Consider the following 16,340-nt stretch of genomic DNA (forward strand, 5'->3'; position numbering starts at 1 on the left):
GTCATTGACACATCAGTGGAAACAGTGATCGAGACACGCGCAGTTTCAGGGGGAGGGCGGCAGACTCGTTGCTCAACGGGAGTGTTATCAACGAGAGTCTCGCTGGATTTGCCGCAAACTGACGGCACCTTTGACAACTTCATAGCTAGAGCGCCATGGAGTGGCCGTTTCAAACGGCGTGCCAAGCGAAAGCCTGTTTCTGAGAGATCAGGCGCTGGACGCGATCCCGAAGCCTGCGCTGAATGAGATTTCCAAGCTATTCAATGTCTCGCGCAGGGATTTGGGCAAATTGAGCGTCACGCCAAAAACAAACGCGTCTTGATCAAGCGCGCGGCTCTTTCCGGCTGACTCTCACGTGCCTGCGCCCATGAAAAAGCCCTCCCGAAATGGGGAGGGCTTTGTCGATTTCAGACTGGATCGGTCTTAGCGCGTCGAGCCGATCATCATCACCATTTGGCGGCCCTCAAGACGGGGCATCGATTCAACCTTGCCCAACTCGCCTACATCGTCGCGCACGCGGTTGAGCAGCTCAAGGCCAAGGTTCTGGTGTGCCATCTCGCGGCCCCGGAAGCGCAGGGTGACTTTCACCTTGTCGCCATTCTCGAGGAACTTGATCACGTTGCGCATTTTCACTTCGTAATCATGCACATCGGTACCGGGCCGGAACTTGACCTCTTTGATCTCGATGATCTTTTGCTTTTTGCGGGCTTCGGCTTCGCGCTTTTGCTGTTCATATTTGAACTTGCCAAAATCCATGATTTTGCAGACCGGCGGGTCGGCATTGGGAGAGATTTCCACCAAGTCGAGACCGGCCTCTTCGGCCATGCTCATCGCTTCGCGCGGCGTCACAACGCCGACATTCTCGCCCTCTGCCCCAATCAGGCGAATTTCGTTCGAACGGATACGGCCATTGACACGGGGTCCGGTGTCGCGGGTCGGCGGGGCGTTATGCGGTCTGCGGGCTATGGTGGGAATCCTTCTGTAGCCAATATGATTTCAGGCGCAAAACATAGTCCTACGCGCCTTGGCTTTCAACCGCAAAGCGTTGGGAACCGGGCTGCAGGGATGCGCGTTGTCAAGATTGGCGGGTTTGCGCGCGCAGAGCGGTGGGAAACCGGCCCGTTTTGGGAGGTTGCGTTTGGCAATCTTAGCGCGCTGACATAAGTATGTGCATAATATTAGTGTCAGTTGAGTAAGAGGGATTTCACCATGAATAAGAATGTAGGCTATGCTATTGCGGCCATTGTGATCGTTGCGGCCGTTGCCGTTTTTGTCACCACTTCGCAAAATCCGATGCCCCCCGCCGCGCCAGAGGCGCAGACAAGCGGGCAAACAACGCCCGGCTCAGTGATCGACGGCGCCAAACAGGCCGTTGGCGATGCCGCGCAATCCACCAAAGACGGCGTGAATGCAGCGGTTGATGCCACCAGTGAGGCGGCGCAATCGGCGGCTGACGGGGCAAAAACGGCAGTGGATGCGGCCAAGACGGCTGCGGATAAGGCGGCTGCGGCTGCGGGCGATGCCTCGCAAGCGGCCAGCGATGCTGCAAAGGCCACGGTTGATGCCGCAACGCAAAGCGCCACGGATGCCGCCAGTGAGGCAGCCGATGCCGCAACGCAAGCTGCGCAAGCCGCTACCGATGCCGCCAATGCCGCCGCCAACGCGGCCTCGCAAGCGACGGTGAATGCCGATGATTCGGTGACCGAGGGGGCCGCGAGTGCCGCCACATCTGCCGCCGAAGCCGCCACCAACGCCGCCAATGCGGCTGCAGATGCGGCCTCGGCTGCGACCAATGCGGCGGAAACCGCATCGCAAACCGCTAATGACACCGCCGCCAATGCGCAAAGCAATGCCGCAGCGACGGGCGAGGGCGCGGTGCCCGGTGTGATGGATGCCGCCAAGGCGCTCACGGTTGACGGGTTTGACGCCGATATGGTCGAGAAGATGATCGACGACTCGGCGCTGCCTGCTGCGACCAAGATGCCGCTCAAAACCGCCGTTGAAAGTGCGCGCAACAATCCCGCTTTGGTGAAGGGTGTGCTGGATCAGGTGCGCTCGGCTTTGGGCATGTAACGCCCCCGCTGTCGCACGCGAAACCAAGCCCCGCGCAATTCAGGTTGCGCGGGGTTTTCCGTTTTAGCGAGGGTGCGCGCAGGAACGTGTCAGGCTTGGCGCGCGTTGTCCTATGACAGCAAAGGAGAGCCCCATGACACATGACCTAACCTTGCAATCGCGCGCATCCGTCACCCACGACACCCATCACCTACGTTTCAAGCGCCCGAAAGACCTGTCGTGCACTCCCGGTCAGGCGGTCGATCTGAGCTTGATGCGCGAGGGTTGGAGCGATCAGGCCCGCCCGTTCACGCCCGTTAATGGCAGTGAGGGCGACACGCTGGATTTCATTATCAAAAGCTATCCTGACCATGAGGGCGTCACGGCGCAAATCGCGACGCTGCAGCCGGGCGAAAAGGTGCAAATCTCGGACCCGTGGGGCGCTATTCATGATGCGGGCCCCGGCACGTTCATTGCGGGCGGCGCAGGGATCACGCCGTTCATCGCAATCCTGCGCGCGCGCCTGTTGCGTGAGGGGGCATTGGGCGGGTCGACCCTGATTTTCTCCAACAAAACCGAGGCCGACATCATCTTGCGCAAAGAGTTCGAGGCGATGGAGGGGCTGGAAACGATCTGGCTTGTCACGGATGAGGCCAATCCGGGGCCGGGTGTGCAAAACGAAAAGATTGACCGCCATTTCCTGCGCAATCACGCAACCGCCGCCAATGCGCCGTTCTATATCTGCGGTCCGGATGCGATGGTCGATGATATCGAGGAAATGTTGATTTCTTTCGGCATCGCCAAGTCAGATATCATTCGCGAGGATTTCAGCTAAGGGCGCGAAAAGGGCCGACCGCCTGAGTCCGACCTAGATGCCCTCGCCGACGAATGCCTTTTCGACCACATATTCGCGCGGCTCGGAATTGGCGCCTTCGCGCAGTCCGAACCCTTCAAGCACGGCCATCACGTCCTTGTTGAACGCAAGGCTGCCACAGACCATTGCGCGGTCGGTGGCCGGGTCCATCGGCGCGATGCCGAGATCCTTGAACACCTTGCCGTTCTCCAAGTTCGTGGTGATGCGGCCCATATGGGGGAATTCTTCGCGCGTGGTGGTGGGGTAGTATTTCAACTTGCCCTCGACCATCTCGCCGATCAGCTCGTCATTGACGAGGTTCTCAACCAGTTGGCGACCATATTCCAGCTCTTCGATGGTGCGGCAGGTATGCATCATCACCACCTCGTCGAATTTCTCATAAGTCTCGGGGTCGCGCATCAGCGAGGCAAAGGGCGCAATCCCGGTGCCAGTGGCCAGAAACCACACCCGCTTGCCCGGCAGTAGCGCGTCATGCACCAGCGTGCCCACGGGTTTGGGGCGCAGGATGACCTCGTCCCCCGGCTGGATATGTTGCAGCTTTGAGGTCAGCGGCCCATCGGGCACCTTGATCGAATAAAACTCCAGCTCTTCGTCCCAGTTGGGCGAGGCGATGGAATAGGCGCGCAGCAAGGGTTTGCCATTATCGCCCATCAGCCCGATCATCACGAACTCACCCGAGCGAAAGCGCAAGCTTTGCGGGCGGCTCACGCGAAAGGAAAACAGCCGGTCGGTCCAATGGGTGACCTCGGTCACGGTCTGGGCATCGGGCAGGGTCTTGACCTTGGGAATCTCGTTCACGGCACTCTCGTTCATGGCTCAGGATTTAAAATCGCAACACAACTTATCGGGTCCGGATACGGGGTTTCCCGCTCGGTCTTCCTTGATCTGGCGCAAACCTCGCCAGAACCCCGGTGATAGCGGGGAAATGCCGCAGGGAAAAGCGTTTGGCGCGAAACAGTATTCGCATGCGCGCGTTGCGGATGGAAATCCGTTCAGTAGCGCAGGTTCAGCGCCTCCAGCCCGTGAAAATGATACAGATCGCCATAAAGCGGCGGCTGGGCCAAGCGCATCGCGGGCAGGCGTGCGAACAGGATCGGCAGTGCGATGCGCATCTCAAGACGCGCGAGCGGTGCGCCAATACAGAAATGCGTCCCCGCCCCGAACGAGAAATTGGTCTTTACCGGGCGCGTCGGATTGAACGTGTTGGGACGGTCCCAGGTGTCGGGGTCGCGATTGGCCCCGGCCAGCAGCAGCCCGATCTGAGTGCCCGCCTTGATCACCTCACCCTGAAAGCTGACATCTTCATAGGCCCAGCGGGTAAACAGATGCAGCGGCGGATCAAAACGCAGGATTTCTTCCAGTGTGCCATCGACGCGATCCTCGCCCAGCAGGGGCGCATCGCGCTGCTCCAGCAGGGTTTTCACGCCATTTCCAATGGTATGCACAGTCGCTTCATGCCCGGCATTAAGCAGCAAGACCACCGTTGCGATCAACTCATCGCGGCTCAGATGGGTGCCGTCTTCCTGCACTGCGATCAGACCCGATAGCAGATCATCGCCGGGCGCTTTGCGCCGTGTCTCGATCAGCGCGCTCAGATAGTCGGTGAAAGCCTGCGCGGCTTGCGTGGCCTCGGCCTCTAGCACGTCATTGCGGCGCGCCTGATACATCTGCACCATCGCATTGGACCACGCCAGCAGATCGGGCGCATCGGTTTCGGGCACGCCAAGCAACCGCGCGATCACGATCACGGGCAGGGGCTTGGCAAAATGCTTCAGCAGATCACCGCCACCATCGGGCATGTCGTCAATCAGGCGATGACATAGCGCGGTGATATCGGGCGCAAGTGCCGCGATCCGCCCCGAGGTAAAGGCGCGCACCACCAAGCGGCGCAAGCGCGTATGGTGCGGGGCCTCAAGTTCCAGCATCGAATGGCGCTCAAGCGCGTAAAACGCTTCAAGATGGGGCGGTGTGGGGTGGGCATGTTCTGCCGGGATTTCGCGCCCCAAACGTCGATCGCGCAGCGCCGCGCCCACAACAACCGCGCGCGCCGTGACGGGCATCTTGTAATGGGACCAATGCACGAACGGGCCGGCCGCGCGCACACGGTCATAAAACGGATAGGGGTTTTGCACGAATTCCGCATCCAGCGGCGATTGGGTCAGGGTCTGCATATCGGCTCCAGTTGCATGGCCCCAATTGGCCCGAGACGCCCGCCTGTTGCAAGCCTCGCGCTTGCACTTTGGCGTCTGCCGCGCCACCAATAAGCGCAGCGGAGGATATCATGGTTCAGATCACCCAAATCACGCCCAACGATCGCGCCGACTGGGAGCCGTTGTTTCGCGGCTATTGCTCGTTTTACAAAAGCGCCCCCGAACCCGCGCTCGACACGGTCTGGGACTGGCTTTGCGATGAACACAGCGCGCTGCGGGGCGCGTTGGCGCGTGCGCCTGATGGCACCGCACTTGGCCTGGTGCATTGGGAGGTGATCTTGCGCCCGCTCAAGGGACAGCGCTTGTGCTACATCCATGATTTGTTCGCCAGCCCAGAGGCGCGCGGTCAAGGCGTCGGGCGCGCGTTGATCGAGCATGTGCAAGACGCGGCACGCAAGGGCGGTATCGAAGCGGTGCGCCTTGCCACGCAAGAGGGCAACGCTACCGCGCGTAAGCTATATGATCGTTTCGCGCCGGCATCCGATTTCATCCTCTATACCTTCCCGCTCTAGATGCGGCTGCGCGTCACCCTGCTACTGCTTTGGCTGGCGCTGACTTTGACGGCGTCTTTTTCAGTCTGGCGTATTTCGATGCGTGAAGGGCTGGCGCGGATCGAGGTGCAAGGCGCATCCGATCTGCGTCTCGCCTCGGATCGGCTTGTTGCGGCGCTGTTGCAGTTTCGCGAAGTGGCGGTGCTGGCGGCAGATCATCCCGATGTGGTGGCGTTGGCGCAAAGTTTTGCCCAAGAGGGGCGCGCGGGGGGCGCGTGGCGCGATGAGGCCGTCAGCCTGACCTTGCAGCGCTTGGCCGATCACGCGGGGGCGCGCGACATCTGGCTGATCGCGCCCGATGGGGCGGTGCTGGCCGGGCCGCCTGACGCACCCGCGCATGTCGATATCTCGCGGGCGCTGACGCGTGCGGTACAAGGCGCTACCGGCTCGGATCATTTCGTCGACCCCGCCACGGGCCAGCGCCTGTTTACCTTTGCCGCGCCGGTTTTTGCGCCCGAAGGCGGGGTAATTGCGATTGTGCGGCTGCGCTTGCGCGCGGGCGATGTCGAGGCCGAGGGGCGCGGCAACCCGGTGCCGGTCTGGTTCACTGATCGCGACGGTGTCAGCTTTCTCACCAACCGCACCGATCTGGTGCTGACCTCGGAGCGGGCCACGCATCCCGATCCGCAATCCTATCCCGCAGGTGCGATTGCGCCGCGCGCGCCTTGGGTAACGCGCCAGTTGGCGGGGCGCATGGTGATCTCGGGGCATGGCTCGCTTATAGGGCCGGGGCTGGAAGTCACGCGCGCGCTGCCGGTGATTGACATGACGGGGCATGCCTTGGCGCTGGCGGATCCGGTTCTGCGCTCGGCGCGGCTGGCGGCGCTATCGACGGCGGCGGGGATTTTGGCGCTTGGGGCGGTGCTGCTCGCGCTGTGGGAGCGCAGGCGCGCCCTCGCGCTTGCCAACGCCGCGCTTGAGATGCGCGTCGCCGCGCGCACCGCCGAATTGAGCGCCGCGAACGAGGAATTACGGCGCACGCAGGCTGAATTGGTGCAGGCGGGCAAGCTGGCGGCGCTGAGCCAGATGTCGTCGTGCATCAGCCACGAGTTGAGCCAGCCCGTGATGGCGATCAGTTCTTAGGCCGAGAATGCTGAGTTGCTGCTGGAGCGAGGGCGCATGCAAGAGGCGGGCGAAACCTTGGGGCGCATCGCCGCCATGGCGCATCGGATGGGGCGCATCATCCGCAACCTGCGCGCCTTCGCCCGTCAGGAAAGCGAACCTGCGCGCCGTGTCGGTCTTGCGGCGGTGGTGGAAAGCGCGTTGGAAATGCTGGATGCCCGCATCAAACAGGGCGAGGTGAGCGTGCAATGGCAGCGCCCCGATTTTCCCGCCATCGTGATGGGGGGCGAGGTGCGCCTCAGCCAAGTGGTTCTCAATCTGATCTCGAATGCGCTGGATGCGATGGAGGGCGCGCCCCTGCGCCGCCTCAGCATCGCGATCTCGCGCGCTGAGGATCGCATTCGCTTGACCGTCGCCGATACCGGCCCCGGCATCGCCGATCCGACGCGCATTTTCGACCCGTTTTATTCCACCAAAGAGGTCGGCAGTGCCGAAGGGCTTGGCCTTGGTTTGTCGATTTCCTACGGTCTGGTGCAAGGGTTTGGCGGCAGTTTGCGCGGCGAAAACGCGGCCACGGGCGGGGCGGTGTTCAGCGTCGATCTGCGCGAGGCCCCCCAAAGAGAAGGCAGCCTATGATCCGCCGGGTGTTGTTTGTCGATGATGATCGCGCGGTGCGCGAGGCGCTGGGCCAGACGCTGGAACTGGCGGGGCTGCGGCCCACGCTTGCCAGCAGCTATATCGAGGCCAAGGACCATATCGGGCCAGCCTTCGAGGGCGTGGTGGTGACCGATATTCGCATGCCCGGCAAGGACGGGTTTGCACTGCTCGATCTGGTGCAAAAGGCCGATCCCGATCTGCCGGTGATCTTGCTGACGGGCGAGGGTGATGTGCCAATGGCGGTGCGTGCGATGGCGGGCGGGGCCTTTGATTTTCTGGAAAAACCCTGTTCAGGCAAGGACTTGCTGGCCGTTGTTGAGAAGGCGCTGGAGCTGCGCGCGCGGGTCATGGAGACCCGGCTGTTCAAGCGTGAGGGCAAGCGCGGCGATGCGGCGGCGCGCATCTTGGTGGGCCATTCGCCCGTCGCCGAAGAGCTGCGCGAAAGTGCCCGCCGCGCCGCGCGCTCGGGGGCGGAGGTGCTGATCACCGGCGCTCCCGGCGCGGGCAATTCCAAGATCGCCGAGGTGATCCATCTGCTGTCCACTCACGCGCGCCGCCCCTTTGTGAAACGCGCCGCCGCCGAGCTGGATGCCAGCGCGCTTGAGGCCGGGTTCGCGCAGGCCGAGGGCGGCACGCTGTATCTTGATGAGGTGGCCGATCTTCCCCAACCCGCGCAATTCGCGCTGATCGAACTGCTGGAAACCCGCCCCGCCACGCGCCTGATTGCAGGCACCTATCGCGATCTGGGGGCGCAGGCGCGCGCGGGCCGCTTTCACCCCGATCTCTATTGGCGCCTTGAGGCGTTGCGTCTGCGCGTGCCCTCGCTCTCGCAGCGCCCCGAAGATATTCCCGACCTGTTTCGCCACTATGTCGCGACCGCCTGCGAGCAGGCCAATCTGGCGATCCCCGAAATCCCCCCCGATCTGAGCGCGGCCCTGATGGCGCGCGACTGGCCGGGCAATTCGCGCGCGCTGATGTCCGAGGCGATGCGCTTTGCGATGGGTTTGGGCGCGCAGACCGCACAGGCGCAACCGCTGGGCCTGAACGAACGGATGGCGAGCGTCGAGAAATCCCTTCTCGCCGAGGCCTTGGCGCATGCCGGAGGCAACGCCACCGAGGCCGCCGCCGCCCTCAAACTCCCGCGCAAGACCTTTTACGACAAGCTCGCCCGGCATGGGCTGCGACCCGAGGATTACCGGGGGTAGCGGGCGCTTTATGTTCAGCTTGATGATTTGAACGGAGCGGACAGAGGGTGAATGCGAGTTGAGACACGTTTAGCGTCGGCGCCAAGAAGATCTGGCTTGGCGAATGTTGTTCAGAGAAGTTCCCGGCTCCAGAAAGACAGCCAGCGCCGCCGAAAAAAAATACCGCCTCCAAAAATACCCAATGTATTCAAAACGCTTTAGCAAAAGGCCACTTCGTCTCTTTCGTATAAAGCGAGATAGTTCACGCCCGTAGATAAAGACGAGGAGAAGAAGATTAAGGGCAATCTGCAAAAGCAGACATCCACCCCATTCCAGCCACGCCAGAAAGTCTAGGATTAAAATCGCTTGGATAAGGGCCGAAGGTCGCGATCAGCGACACTGGGAAGATGTGGATGACAGAGTTGAGCATGCAAAGTGCAAACGTCACAATTAAAATGTGCCTTGTACGCTCTGACGCCAACTGCATTGAATATTGCATAGCAAGAAATTCCGCTTTCAATATCTGCAATAATGATGTTTGCGAAGTGTATTAAAACAAAGGCAGATACCTCTAAACGACATCGACACTGCGACCCTGTGATCTTCATCTCATCTCCGCGCGTCCACCGGAGGGCAGTGCGCGAAGATTCGCGTCCCAAGACATCGATCTGTGCGGAATTTCGCACAAGGCTTGGTGCGGAGTTCGATAGAACTTCTTCTAACGATATGTTTTTTAAGCCAATTATTCCTGCGTCACATCACCTTCACGAAACTGTTGATCGTGCGCGCCAGTGGCTCTTTGCTGCGCATAAGTGCCGGAGAGGACCGGTGCGCGACAAAAAACACGTCTGGGAGGACATCATGAAGACATTCACCGCCGCCGTTTCGGCGCTCGCTTTGCTGGCTTCGGCTTCGATCGCTTCGGCCGATCCCACAAAATGCGATCCGGGCGAAATGGTCATCAAGTTCAGCCATGTCACCAACACCGACAAGCACCCCAAAGGCATCGCGGCGGCGCTGTTTGCCAAGCGGGTGAATGCGGAAATGGACGGCAAGGCCTGTGTTGAGGTCTATCCGAACTCGACGCTGTATAACGACGATCAGGTGCTTGAGGCGATGTTGCAGGGCGATGTGCAAATGGCCGCGCCCAGCCTGTCGAAATTCGAGACCTTCACCAAGAAATACCGCATCTTCGATCTGCCCTTCATGTTCAAGAACATGGCTGCTGTGGACGAGTTCCAGAACTCGGAAACCGGGCAGGAGATGAAGAACGCGATGGTCAAGCGCGGCTTGCAAGGGCTTGATTTCTGGCATTCCGGCCTCAAGCAGTTCTCGGCCAACAAGCCGCTCCTGGTGCCCGGCGATGCCAAGGGTCTGAAGTTCCGTGTGCAGCCCTCTGATGTGCTGATTGCGCAGATGAAGGCGCTCGGGGCCAGCCCGCAGCCGATGGCGTTTTCGGAAGTTTATGGGGCGCTGCAAACCGGCGTTGTGGATGGTCAGGAAAACACCTGGTCCAACATTTATGGCCAGAAGTTCTACGAAGTGCAGGACGGCACCACCGAAACCAACCACGGTCTGCTGGATTACATGGTCGTGACCTCGGTCGATTGGTGGGACAGCCTTGACCCGGCGATGCGCGACCAGCTTGCAACGATTCTGCATGGGGTCACCAAAGAACGCAACGCCGCGATCAACGATGTCGAAGCGCAATCCAAGCAGGCGATCCTTGATGCGGGTGGGGTTATTCGCGAATTGACCCCCGAGCAGCGTCAAGAATGGGTTGATGTGATGAAGCCGGTCTGGGCCGAGTTCACCGACGATGTCGGTCAGGAAAACATCGACGCCGCTCAAGCGATCAACGCCAAGCATTGATCGAAGTTTATTGATCCAAGTATTCCGGGCAAACCCCAACAGATTTGCCCGGATATTCAGGCGCGCGCGACCCCACACACGCGCGCGCCTGTCGCCTTTGGGCCCACCAGAACCGGAGTGACCCCATGACCCAGCGCTATGAGCCGCGCTCTCGTTTGTCCTATGTGATCCACCATATCGAAGAGGGCGCGATTGCGCTGATCCTTGGGATGATGACGCTGATCACCTTCGTCAACGTGGTGCTGCGCTATGTGTTCAACTCCTCGCTGATCTGGGGGTTAGAGGTGACGCTGATCTTGTTTGTCTGGCTGGTGTTGCTGGGTATGTCTTATGCGGTCAAGGTCACGGCGCATCTGGGTGTAGATGCGGTGATCAATATGCTGCCGCTGCGCCCCCGCAAGGCGATGGCGCTTTTGGCGGCGGCTTTGTGTATTTTATATGCGGTCCTGTTGCTCAAAGGGGCGTGGGATTACTGGGCCCCGTTTGCCGGGCTCAATCAGACCGGTGGGCGCTGGTTCCCGACCGGCTTTATCCAGACCCGTGATCGCGCGTTTTACATGACCGATCAGGTGCCGTTCCCGCAGTTTTTGTCCTTCCTTGAGGGCTGGGTCAATGACGGCGAAACCTATGACAAACTGCCCCGTTTCCTGCCCTATTTCATTTTGCCCTTCGGTGTCGCGCTGCTGCTGTTTCGCTTTATCCAAGCGGGTATTGGCATTATGCGCGGCTCCCGCACGGCCTTGATTGTCAGCCATGAGGCCGAGGATCAGATCGCCGATGTCGCCCATATGAACAAGGAAGACTGAGCGCATGGATATCCTATTCCTGTTCTTGATGGTGATCGGCTTCATGCTGGTGGGCGTGCCGATTGCGGTGTCGCTGGGGCTGGCCTCGACGCTGTTTTTGCTAATCTTTTCGGATGCCTCGCTCGCCTCGGTGGCGCAGTCGCTATATGATGCGATGGACAATCACGCGACGCTGCTGGCGATCCCGTTTTTCATTCTCGCCTCGTCCTTTATGTCGACGGGGGGCGTGGCCAAACGCATCATCCGCTTTGCCATCGCGGTGGTCGGGCATCTGCCCGGTGGCCTTGCGATTGCGGGGGTGTTTGCCTGTATGCTGTTTGCGGCGCTCTCGGGATCGTCCCCCGCGACTGTCGTCGCCATCGGCTCGATCGTGATCGCCGCGATGCGTCAGGTCGGCTATTCCAAGGATTTCGCCGCTGGCGTGATTTGTAACGCAGGCACGCTGGGCATCCTGATCCCGCCTTCGATCGTGATGGTGGTCTATGCTTCGGCCACCGATGTGTCGGTCGGTCGGATGTTCTTGGCCGGGGTCATTCCGGGCCTTCTGGCAGGCACGATGCTGATGGCCACGATCCTGTTCATCGCGATCCGGCGTAAATTGCCCAAAGGCGAGTGGCAGGGCTGGGGCGAGGTCTGGGCCAGCTTCCGCGACGCCTTCTGGGGGCTGATGCTGATCGCGATTATCATGGTCGGGCTGTACGGCATCCCAGGCATCACCGGCGGTATCTTTACCCCGACCGAGGCCGCCGCCGTGGCCGCTGTCTATGCCTGGATTGTGGCGAATTTCATCTATCGCGACATGGGGCCGCTCGATCAGGGCGACACCAAGATCAGCCTGCTCAAACGCCCGCAGGCCCTGATCGAGGTGATCTGGCACAAGGGCACGCGCGACACGCTATTTGAGGCGGGCAAGCTGACGATCACGCTGATGTTCATCATCGCCAATGCGCTGATCCTCAAACATGTACTCACCGACGAGCAGATCCCGCAAAAGATCACCGAAGCGCTGCTGGGTGCAGGCTTGGGCAAGATCATGTTCCTCGTGATCGTGAATGTGATCCTGTTGATCGGCGGGCAGTTTATGGAACCCTCGGGCCTGATCCTGATCGTCGCTCCGCTGGTCTTCCCGATTGCGATCCAACTGGGAGTCGACCCGATCCATCTGGGCATCATCATGGTGGTCAATATGGAGATCGGGATGATTACGCCCCCGGTGGGACTCAACCTGTTCGTCACATCTGGCGTGGCGGGGATGCCGATTATGCGGGTGGTTAAGGCTTCGGCTCCCTTCCTTGCAGTGCTGTTCGTCTTCCTGATCCTGATCACCTATGTGCCGATCATTTCGACCTTCTTGCCAATGATGGCGATGGGGCCGGAAACAGTGGTGAAATAACGCTCAAACCGGGGAGGGGGGGCGCTGCCCCCCGTCCTTCGGACTCCCCCCGGGATATTTGCAGAATTTGGAATAGCGGACGGGTTTGCTCTTCCTCTTGATCTAAATATCCCGGGGGAGATTGCCGAAGGCAAACGGGGGCAGCGCCCCCTTGCGTGAGTGGCCAAGCAGGGCGCGTCTTGTTAGGATGCTCAGGCGGGAAGAGGGGGTTGTATGTCACGCATTTTTACCGGACCTGACGGGGTGAACCGCTGCTTTTGGTGCGAAGGCTGGGAGCCCTATATCGCCTATCATGACGATGAATGGGGCTATCCTGTCAGCGACGACATCCGCCTATTTGAAAAGCTGTGTCTGGAAGGGTTTCAGGCGGGACTAAGCTGGCGCACGATCCTCGCCAAGCGCGAGAATTTCCGCGCCGCTTTCGACGGGTTCGATTTCAACACAGTGGCGCGCTACACCGAGGCGGATGTTCTGCGTCTGCTCGGGGATGCGGGCATCGTGCGCCATCGTGGCAAGATTGAAGCGGTGATCAACAACGCGGCGCGCGCGCAAGCGGTGGTGGCGCGCGAAGGTTCGCTTGCCAAATGGATCTGGTCTTTCGCGCCGGGTCACCCCGAACATGCGCCCGGTGACGTGCCCGCCAAGACACCCGCCTCGGAGGCTCTGTCAAAAGCGTTGCGCAAGGATGGTTGGAAATTCGTTGGCCCGACAACCGTTTACGCCTTCATGCAGGCGATGGGGATGGTCAATGATCATATGCCGGGCTGTGGTCATCACGCGCGGGCAGAGGCTGCCCGCGCGGAATTCATTCGCCCTTAGGCGGCGGTGCGGCGCGGGCGGCGGCGTTTGGCCTGACCGGGTGCGCCGGCAGGAGCGCCGTGATTGGCCTTGGGTGCGCCGAATTTCTGGCCGCCCCCATTGCCCCCATTGCCACGACGTCCGCCGCTGGATTTGCCCGCCGATTTGCCGCGCTGGTTGCGCACCGAGGGGCGATTGACGGCGTTGGGACGCTCGCCAGAGGCGGTCGGGATCTCGATCTTCATCAGCTTTTCGATCTGAACCAGCAGGTCCACATCTTCGGGTGTGCAGAAGGACATTGCCTCACCTTCACGACCCGCACGCGCGGTGCGCCCGATCCGGTGTACATAGGCGTCGGGCACTTCGGGCAGATCGAAGTTGATCACGTAAGATACGCCGGGAATGTCGATCCCGCGCGCGGCGACATCGGTGGCCACCAGCACGTTGATCGTGCCGTCGCGGAATGCCTTGATCGCGCGATCGCGCTGGCCTTGCGATTTGTTGCCATGGATCGAGGCCGCGTTATAGCCATCGGCCACAAGCCCCTTCATCAGCTTTTCCGCGCCATGTTTGGTGCGCGAAAACACCAGCGTCAACGCTTTGAGATCAGCCGACAGAATATCGCGCAGCTTGTCGCCTTTTGCGGACTTGCCATCGAGGTAATGCACCGATTGAGTGACTTTATCGGCGGCTTTGCCGGGCGGGGTGACCTGCACGCGCTCGGGGTTGGTGAGATAGGCGCGCGAGAGTTCATCCATCTGCTTGGGCATCGTGGCCGAGAACAGCATGGTCTGGCGCGGCGTGCCCAGTTTCGGCGCGATCCGGCGCAGCGCATGGATAAAGCCCATGTCGAGCATCTGGTCGGCCTCATCAAGCACCAGATAGCGCACGGTCGACAGGTCCACCGCGCGGCGGTCCATCAAGTCGATCAGACGGCCCGGTGTTGCCACCAGAATGTCATTGCCACGATGCATCAGGCCGATTTGGCGGTTGATCGACTGGCCGCCGACGACGGTTGCGACCTTGACCTTGGAGCCGTCGGTCAGCTTTTTGAGGTGATCTGCGATCTGGTTGACCAGCTCACGGGTGGGGGCAAGGATCAGCGCCTTGACGGTTTTCGGAGCGGGCTTGCCAGGTTCGGCCAGCAATTGATCGATCAGCGGCAGGCCAAAGGCCAGCGTCTTGCCGGTGCCGGTCTGGGCCAGACCCATCACGTCACGCCCTGACAGAGCGAGCGGGATCGCGCGCTGCTGGATCGGGGTGGGATGGGTGAGCCCCGCGCGGGTGAGGGCTTCGATCAGGGTCGGCGCAAGGCCAAGAGTTGCAAAGTCGGACAAAATAATTCCTTTGGCGCGTGCCGGAATGGCGCGCGCGATGTGCTGCACGTCCCGATCTAGCGGGAGGCGGGCAACAGGGTTGGTGGCGCGCGGCGCGTTTCGCCGTTTGCCTTGAGAACCCTGCGTGATGGGGAACGGAAGTTTGGCGGTTGCTGATGCGCCTCAAGGGAGGGGCGCAGGCTTACTCACGCGGCAGCGCAGCAACCATTGAGGGTCAAATGGGGGAGTTTGAACGCAAAGTCAAGCCCCTGCGCGGTCTCGCGCAAAGTTCGGGTCCCGCGCGGTCTCGCGCAAAACGGATGCCGCGCGGTATCGCGTGAAAACGGATACCGCGCGGGGGCCGGATCAGGCGGCGTCCAGCGCGGCGATGATCGCGCCGAAATCAGCGGCTTTCAGGGATGCGCCGCCGACAAGTGCGCCATCGACATTGGAGACAGCGAAAATTTCGGTCGCATTCGAGGGTTTGACCGAGCCGCCATAAAGCAGCCGCATCCCGTCGCCCTCGGCGCCAAAGCGTTTGACCAAAGCGTTACGCATGAAATCATGAACCTCGGCGATCTGTTCCAGCATCGGCGTGCGCCCGGTGCCGATGGCCCAGACCGGTTCGTAGGCCACGACGCAATTGGCGGCGGTGGCATGATCGGGTAGCGAGCCCTTGAGCTGGTTGCCAATGATCGTCAGCGTCTCGCCGGCATCGCGCTGCGCCTCGGTTTCGCCGACGCAGACGACAGCGATCAGACCGCCCTCGATCGCGGCTTCGGCCTTGGCGCGCACCAGCACGTCGCTTTCGTGGTGATCGGCGCGGCGCTCGGAATGGCCGACAATCGCGTGGCTTCCCCCGGCATCGGCAATCATCGCGGCGGAAATATCACCAGTATGCGCGCCGGAACCTTTCATGTGGCAATCCTGCGCACCCACATCGAGGCTTGCCCCCGCAATCTGCGCCATCGCAGAAATCAGCGTTGCGGGTGGGCAGAGCAGCACATCGCAAAGCGGCGCGGGGTGGTTTGCCACCAGCGTTTCGACCTCGGCCAGATCCGCCTTAAGCCCGTTCATTTTCCAATTGCCAGCGGCCAGTTTGGTGCGCATGCGCTCTCTCTCCCTGAATGATTACACCGGCAGATTAGGGCAGGGCGCAGGGCAGCGCAAAGGGCAAAAACGCGCAGGCTTAGGCCTTGGCGTCTGCTGCGTCCATATCGGCGAATTTGATCGATTCACCGCAGCCGCAGGCCTCGACGACATTCGGGTTGCGGAACTTGAAGCCGCTTTCCAGCAAACCCGTTTCATAGTCAATCTCGGTGCCTAGCATGAACATCTGCGCCATCGGGGCGATCAGTACACGCGCGGGGCCATTTTCGACGACGATATCCATCGGGCCTGCTTCGGCGGCGACCTCCATCGTGTATTCCATGCCCGCGCAGCCGCCCTTTTTGACGCCGATGCGAAAGCCAGCCGCGTCTTCACGCGCCATCAGCTTGGCGATTTGGGCCACGGCGGCGTCGGTCATGGTCACAGGGTCTTGTCCGGGGACGTTAAACATGGGG

General features: G+C 61.1%; 16 protein-coding genes. 10 read left to right on the plus strand and 6 right to left on the minus strand.

Annotation, left to right across the window (positions count from 1 at the left end; translation table 11 throughout):
• Positions 1-423 precede the first annotated feature (423 nt).
• Positions 424-966, minus strand: a complete 543-nt coding sequence (gene infC, locus QZ571_RS04435) for a translation initiation factor IF-3 (protein ID WP_295532446.1) — start codon at positions 964-966, stop codon at positions 424-426.
• Positions 967-1,209: 243 nt separating this feature from the next.
• Between infC and QZ571_RS04440 the strand changes: the two genes are divergently transcribed.
• Both QZ571_RS04440 and QZ571_RS04445 read left to right on the plus strand, forming a co-directional pair.
• Positions 1,210-2,073, plus strand: a complete 864-nt coding sequence (locus QZ571_RS04440) for a hypothetical protein (protein ID WP_295532307.1) — start codon at positions 1,210-1,212, stop codon at positions 2,071-2,073.
• A gap of 133 nt (positions 2,074-2,206) precedes the next feature.
• On the plus strand, positions 2,207-2,887 hold the full coding sequence (locus tag QZ571_RS04445) for an FAD-binding oxidoreductase (RefSeq protein WP_295532308.1): 681 nt from the start codon (positions 2,207-2,209) through the stop codon (positions 2,885-2,887).
• A 33-nt stretch (positions 2,888-2,920) separates the two neighbouring features.
• On the opposite strand, the gene QZ571_RS04450 is transcribed toward QZ571_RS04445, so the two are convergent.
• Positions 2,921-3,739, minus strand: a complete 819-nt coding sequence (locus tag QZ571_RS04450) for a ferredoxin--NADP reductase (protein ID WP_295532310.1) — start codon at positions 3,737-3,739, stop codon at positions 2,921-2,923.
• Between the two features lie 179 nt (positions 3,740-3,918).
• A complete protein-coding gene (locus tag QZ571_RS04455; protein ID WP_295532312.1) occupies positions 3,919-5,097 on the minus strand; it encodes a cytochrome P450 in 1,179 nt (392 codons plus the stop codon).
• 110 nt (positions 5,098-5,207) lie between these two features.
• Here QZ571_RS04455 and QZ571_RS04460 point away from each other — a divergent pair, with 110 nt between their 5' ends.
• From QZ571_RS04460 to QZ571_RS04495, 8 genes are all read left to right on the plus strand, one after another.
• On the plus strand, positions 5,208-5,648 hold the full coding sequence (locus tag QZ571_RS04460) for a GNAT family N-acetyltransferase (RefSeq protein WP_295532314.1): 441 nt from the start codon (positions 5,208-5,210) through the stop codon (positions 5,646-5,648).
• 78 nt (positions 5,649-5,726) lie between these two features.
• Positions 5,727-6,770 carry a hypothetical protein gene (locus QZ571_RS04465; RefSeq protein ID WP_295532316.1) on the plus strand — a complete coding sequence of 348 codons (1,044 nt, stop codon included), beginning with the start codon at positions 5,727-5,729 and terminating at the stop codon, positions 6,768-6,770.
• Between the two features lie 36 nt (positions 6,771-6,806).
• Positions 6,807-7,385 (plus strand): ATP-binding protein, encoded by a 579-nt coding sequence (locus tag QZ571_RS04470; RefSeq protein ID WP_295532318.1) that lies wholly within the window; start codon positions 6,807-6,809, stop codon positions 7,383-7,385.
• A complete protein-coding gene (locus tag QZ571_RS04475) occupies positions 7,382-8,611 on the plus strand; it encodes a sigma-54 dependent transcriptional regulator (protein ID WP_295532320.1) in 1,230 nt (409 codons plus the stop codon). Before QZ571_RS04470 ends, QZ571_RS04475 begins: the two co-directional genes overlap by 4 nt.
• 840 nt (positions 8,612-9,451) lie before the next feature.
• Positions 9,452-10,462 carry a DctP family TRAP transporter solute-binding subunit gene (locus QZ571_RS04480; RefSeq protein ID WP_295532322.1) on the plus strand — a complete coding sequence of 337 codons (1,011 nt, stop codon included), beginning with the start codon at positions 9,452-9,454 and terminating at the stop codon, positions 10,460-10,462.
• 125 nt (positions 10,463-10,587) lie between these two features.
• On the plus strand, positions 10,588-11,268 hold the full coding sequence (locus QZ571_RS04485) for a TRAP transporter small permease (RefSeq protein WP_295532324.1): 681 nt from the start codon (positions 10,588-10,590) through the stop codon (positions 11,266-11,268).
• Positions 11,269-11,272: 4 nt separating this feature from the next.
• Complete coding sequence (locus tag QZ571_RS04490) at positions 11,273-12,661, plus strand: TRAP transporter large permease (protein WP_295532326.1); 1,389 nt, start codon at positions 11,273-11,275, stop codon at positions 12,659-12,661.
• A gap of 213 nt (positions 12,662-12,874) precedes the next feature.
• Entirely contained in the window at positions 12,875-13,480 is a 606-nt protein-coding gene (locus tag QZ571_RS04495; protein ID WP_295532328.1) for a DNA-3-methyladenine glycosylase I, read from the plus strand.
• Here QZ571_RS04495 and QZ571_RS04500 read toward each other — a convergent pair.
• From QZ571_RS04500 to QZ571_RS04510, 3 genes are all read right to left on the minus strand, one after another.
• Positions 13,477-14,796 (minus strand): DEAD/DEAH box helicase, encoded by a 1,320-nt coding sequence (locus QZ571_RS04500; protein WP_295532330.1) that lies wholly within the window; start codon positions 14,794-14,796, stop codon positions 13,477-13,479. The genes QZ571_RS04495 and QZ571_RS04500 overlap by 4 nt on opposite strands.
• 345 nt (positions 14,797-15,141) lie before the next feature.
• Positions 15,142-15,885 carry a triose-phosphate isomerase gene (gene tpiA / locus QZ571_RS04505; RefSeq protein ID WP_295532332.1) on the minus strand — a complete coding sequence of 248 codons (744 nt, stop codon included), beginning with the start codon at positions 15,883-15,885 and terminating at the stop codon, positions 15,142-15,144.
• 79 nt (positions 15,886-15,964) lie between these two features.
• Complete coding sequence (locus QZ571_RS04510; RefSeq protein ID WP_295532334.1) at positions 15,965-16,336, minus strand: iron-sulfur cluster assembly accessory protein; 372 nt, start codon at positions 16,334-16,336, stop codon at positions 15,965-15,967.
• Between the last annotated feature and the right edge of the window lie 4 nt (positions 16,337-16,340).

This window comes from uncultured Thioclava sp., assembly GCF_913064665.1.
Classification (GTDB): Bacteria; Pseudomonadota; Alphaproteobacteria; order Rhodobacterales; family Rhodobacteraceae; genus Thioclava; species Thioclava arctica.

Excerpts from the sequence above, each read along its gene's own strand:
- QZ571_RS04470 (WP_295532318.1), top strand. The coding sequence starts at position 6,807 with ATGCAAGAGGCGGGCGAAACCTTGGGGCGCATCGCCGCCATGGCGCAT.
- QZ571_RS04460 (WP_295532314.1), top strand. The coding sequence starts at position 5,208 with ATGGTTCAGATCACCCAAATCACGCCCAACGATCGCGCCGACTGGGAG.
- QZ571_RS04475 (WP_295532320.1), top strand. The coding sequence starts at position 7,382 with ATGATCCGCCGGGTGTTGTTTGTCGATGATGATCGCGCGGTGCGCGAG.
- QZ571_RS04485 (WP_295532324.1), top strand. The coding sequence starts at position 10,588 with ATGACCCAGCGCTATGAGCCGCGCTCTCGTTTGTCCTATGTGATCCAC.
- QZ571_RS04465 (WP_295532316.1), top strand. The coding sequence starts at position 5,727 with ATGCGTGAAGGGCTGGCGCGGATCGAGGTGCAAGGCGCATCCGATCTG.
- QZ571_RS04445 (WP_295532308.1), top strand. The coding sequence starts at position 2,207 with ATGACACATGACCTAACCTTGCAATCGCGCGCATCCGTCACCCACGAC.
- QZ571_RS04490 (WP_295532326.1), top strand. The coding sequence starts at position 11,273 with ATGGATATCCTATTCCTGTTCTTGATGGTGATCGGCTTCATGCTGGTG.
- QZ571_RS04455 (WP_295532312.1), bottom strand. The coding sequence starts at position 5,097 with ATGCAGACCCTGACCCAATCGCCGCTGGATGCGGAATTCGTGCAAAAC.
- tpiA (WP_295532332.1), bottom strand. The coding sequence starts at position 15,885 with ATGCGCACCAAACTGGCCGCTGGCAATTGGAAAATGAACGGGCTTAAG.
- QZ571_RS04510 (WP_295532334.1), bottom strand. The coding sequence starts at position 16,336 with ATGTTTAACGTCCCCGGACAAGACCCTGTGACCATGACCGACGCCGCC.
- QZ571_RS04440 (WP_295532307.1), top strand. The coding sequence starts at position 1,210 with ATGAATAAGAATGTAGGCTATGCTATTGCGGCCATTGTGATCGTTGCG.
- QZ571_RS04495 (WP_295532328.1), top strand. The coding sequence starts at position 12,875 with ATGTCACGCATTTTTACCGGACCTGACGGGGTGAACCGCTGCTTTTGG.
- QZ571_RS04480 (WP_295532322.1), top strand. The coding sequence starts at position 9,452 with ATGAAGACATTCACCGCCGCCGTTTCGGCGCTCGCTTTGCTGGCTTCG.
- QZ571_RS04450 (WP_295532310.1), bottom strand. The coding sequence starts at position 3,739 with ATGAACGAGAGTGCCGTGAACGAGATTCCCAAGGTCAAGACCCTGCCC.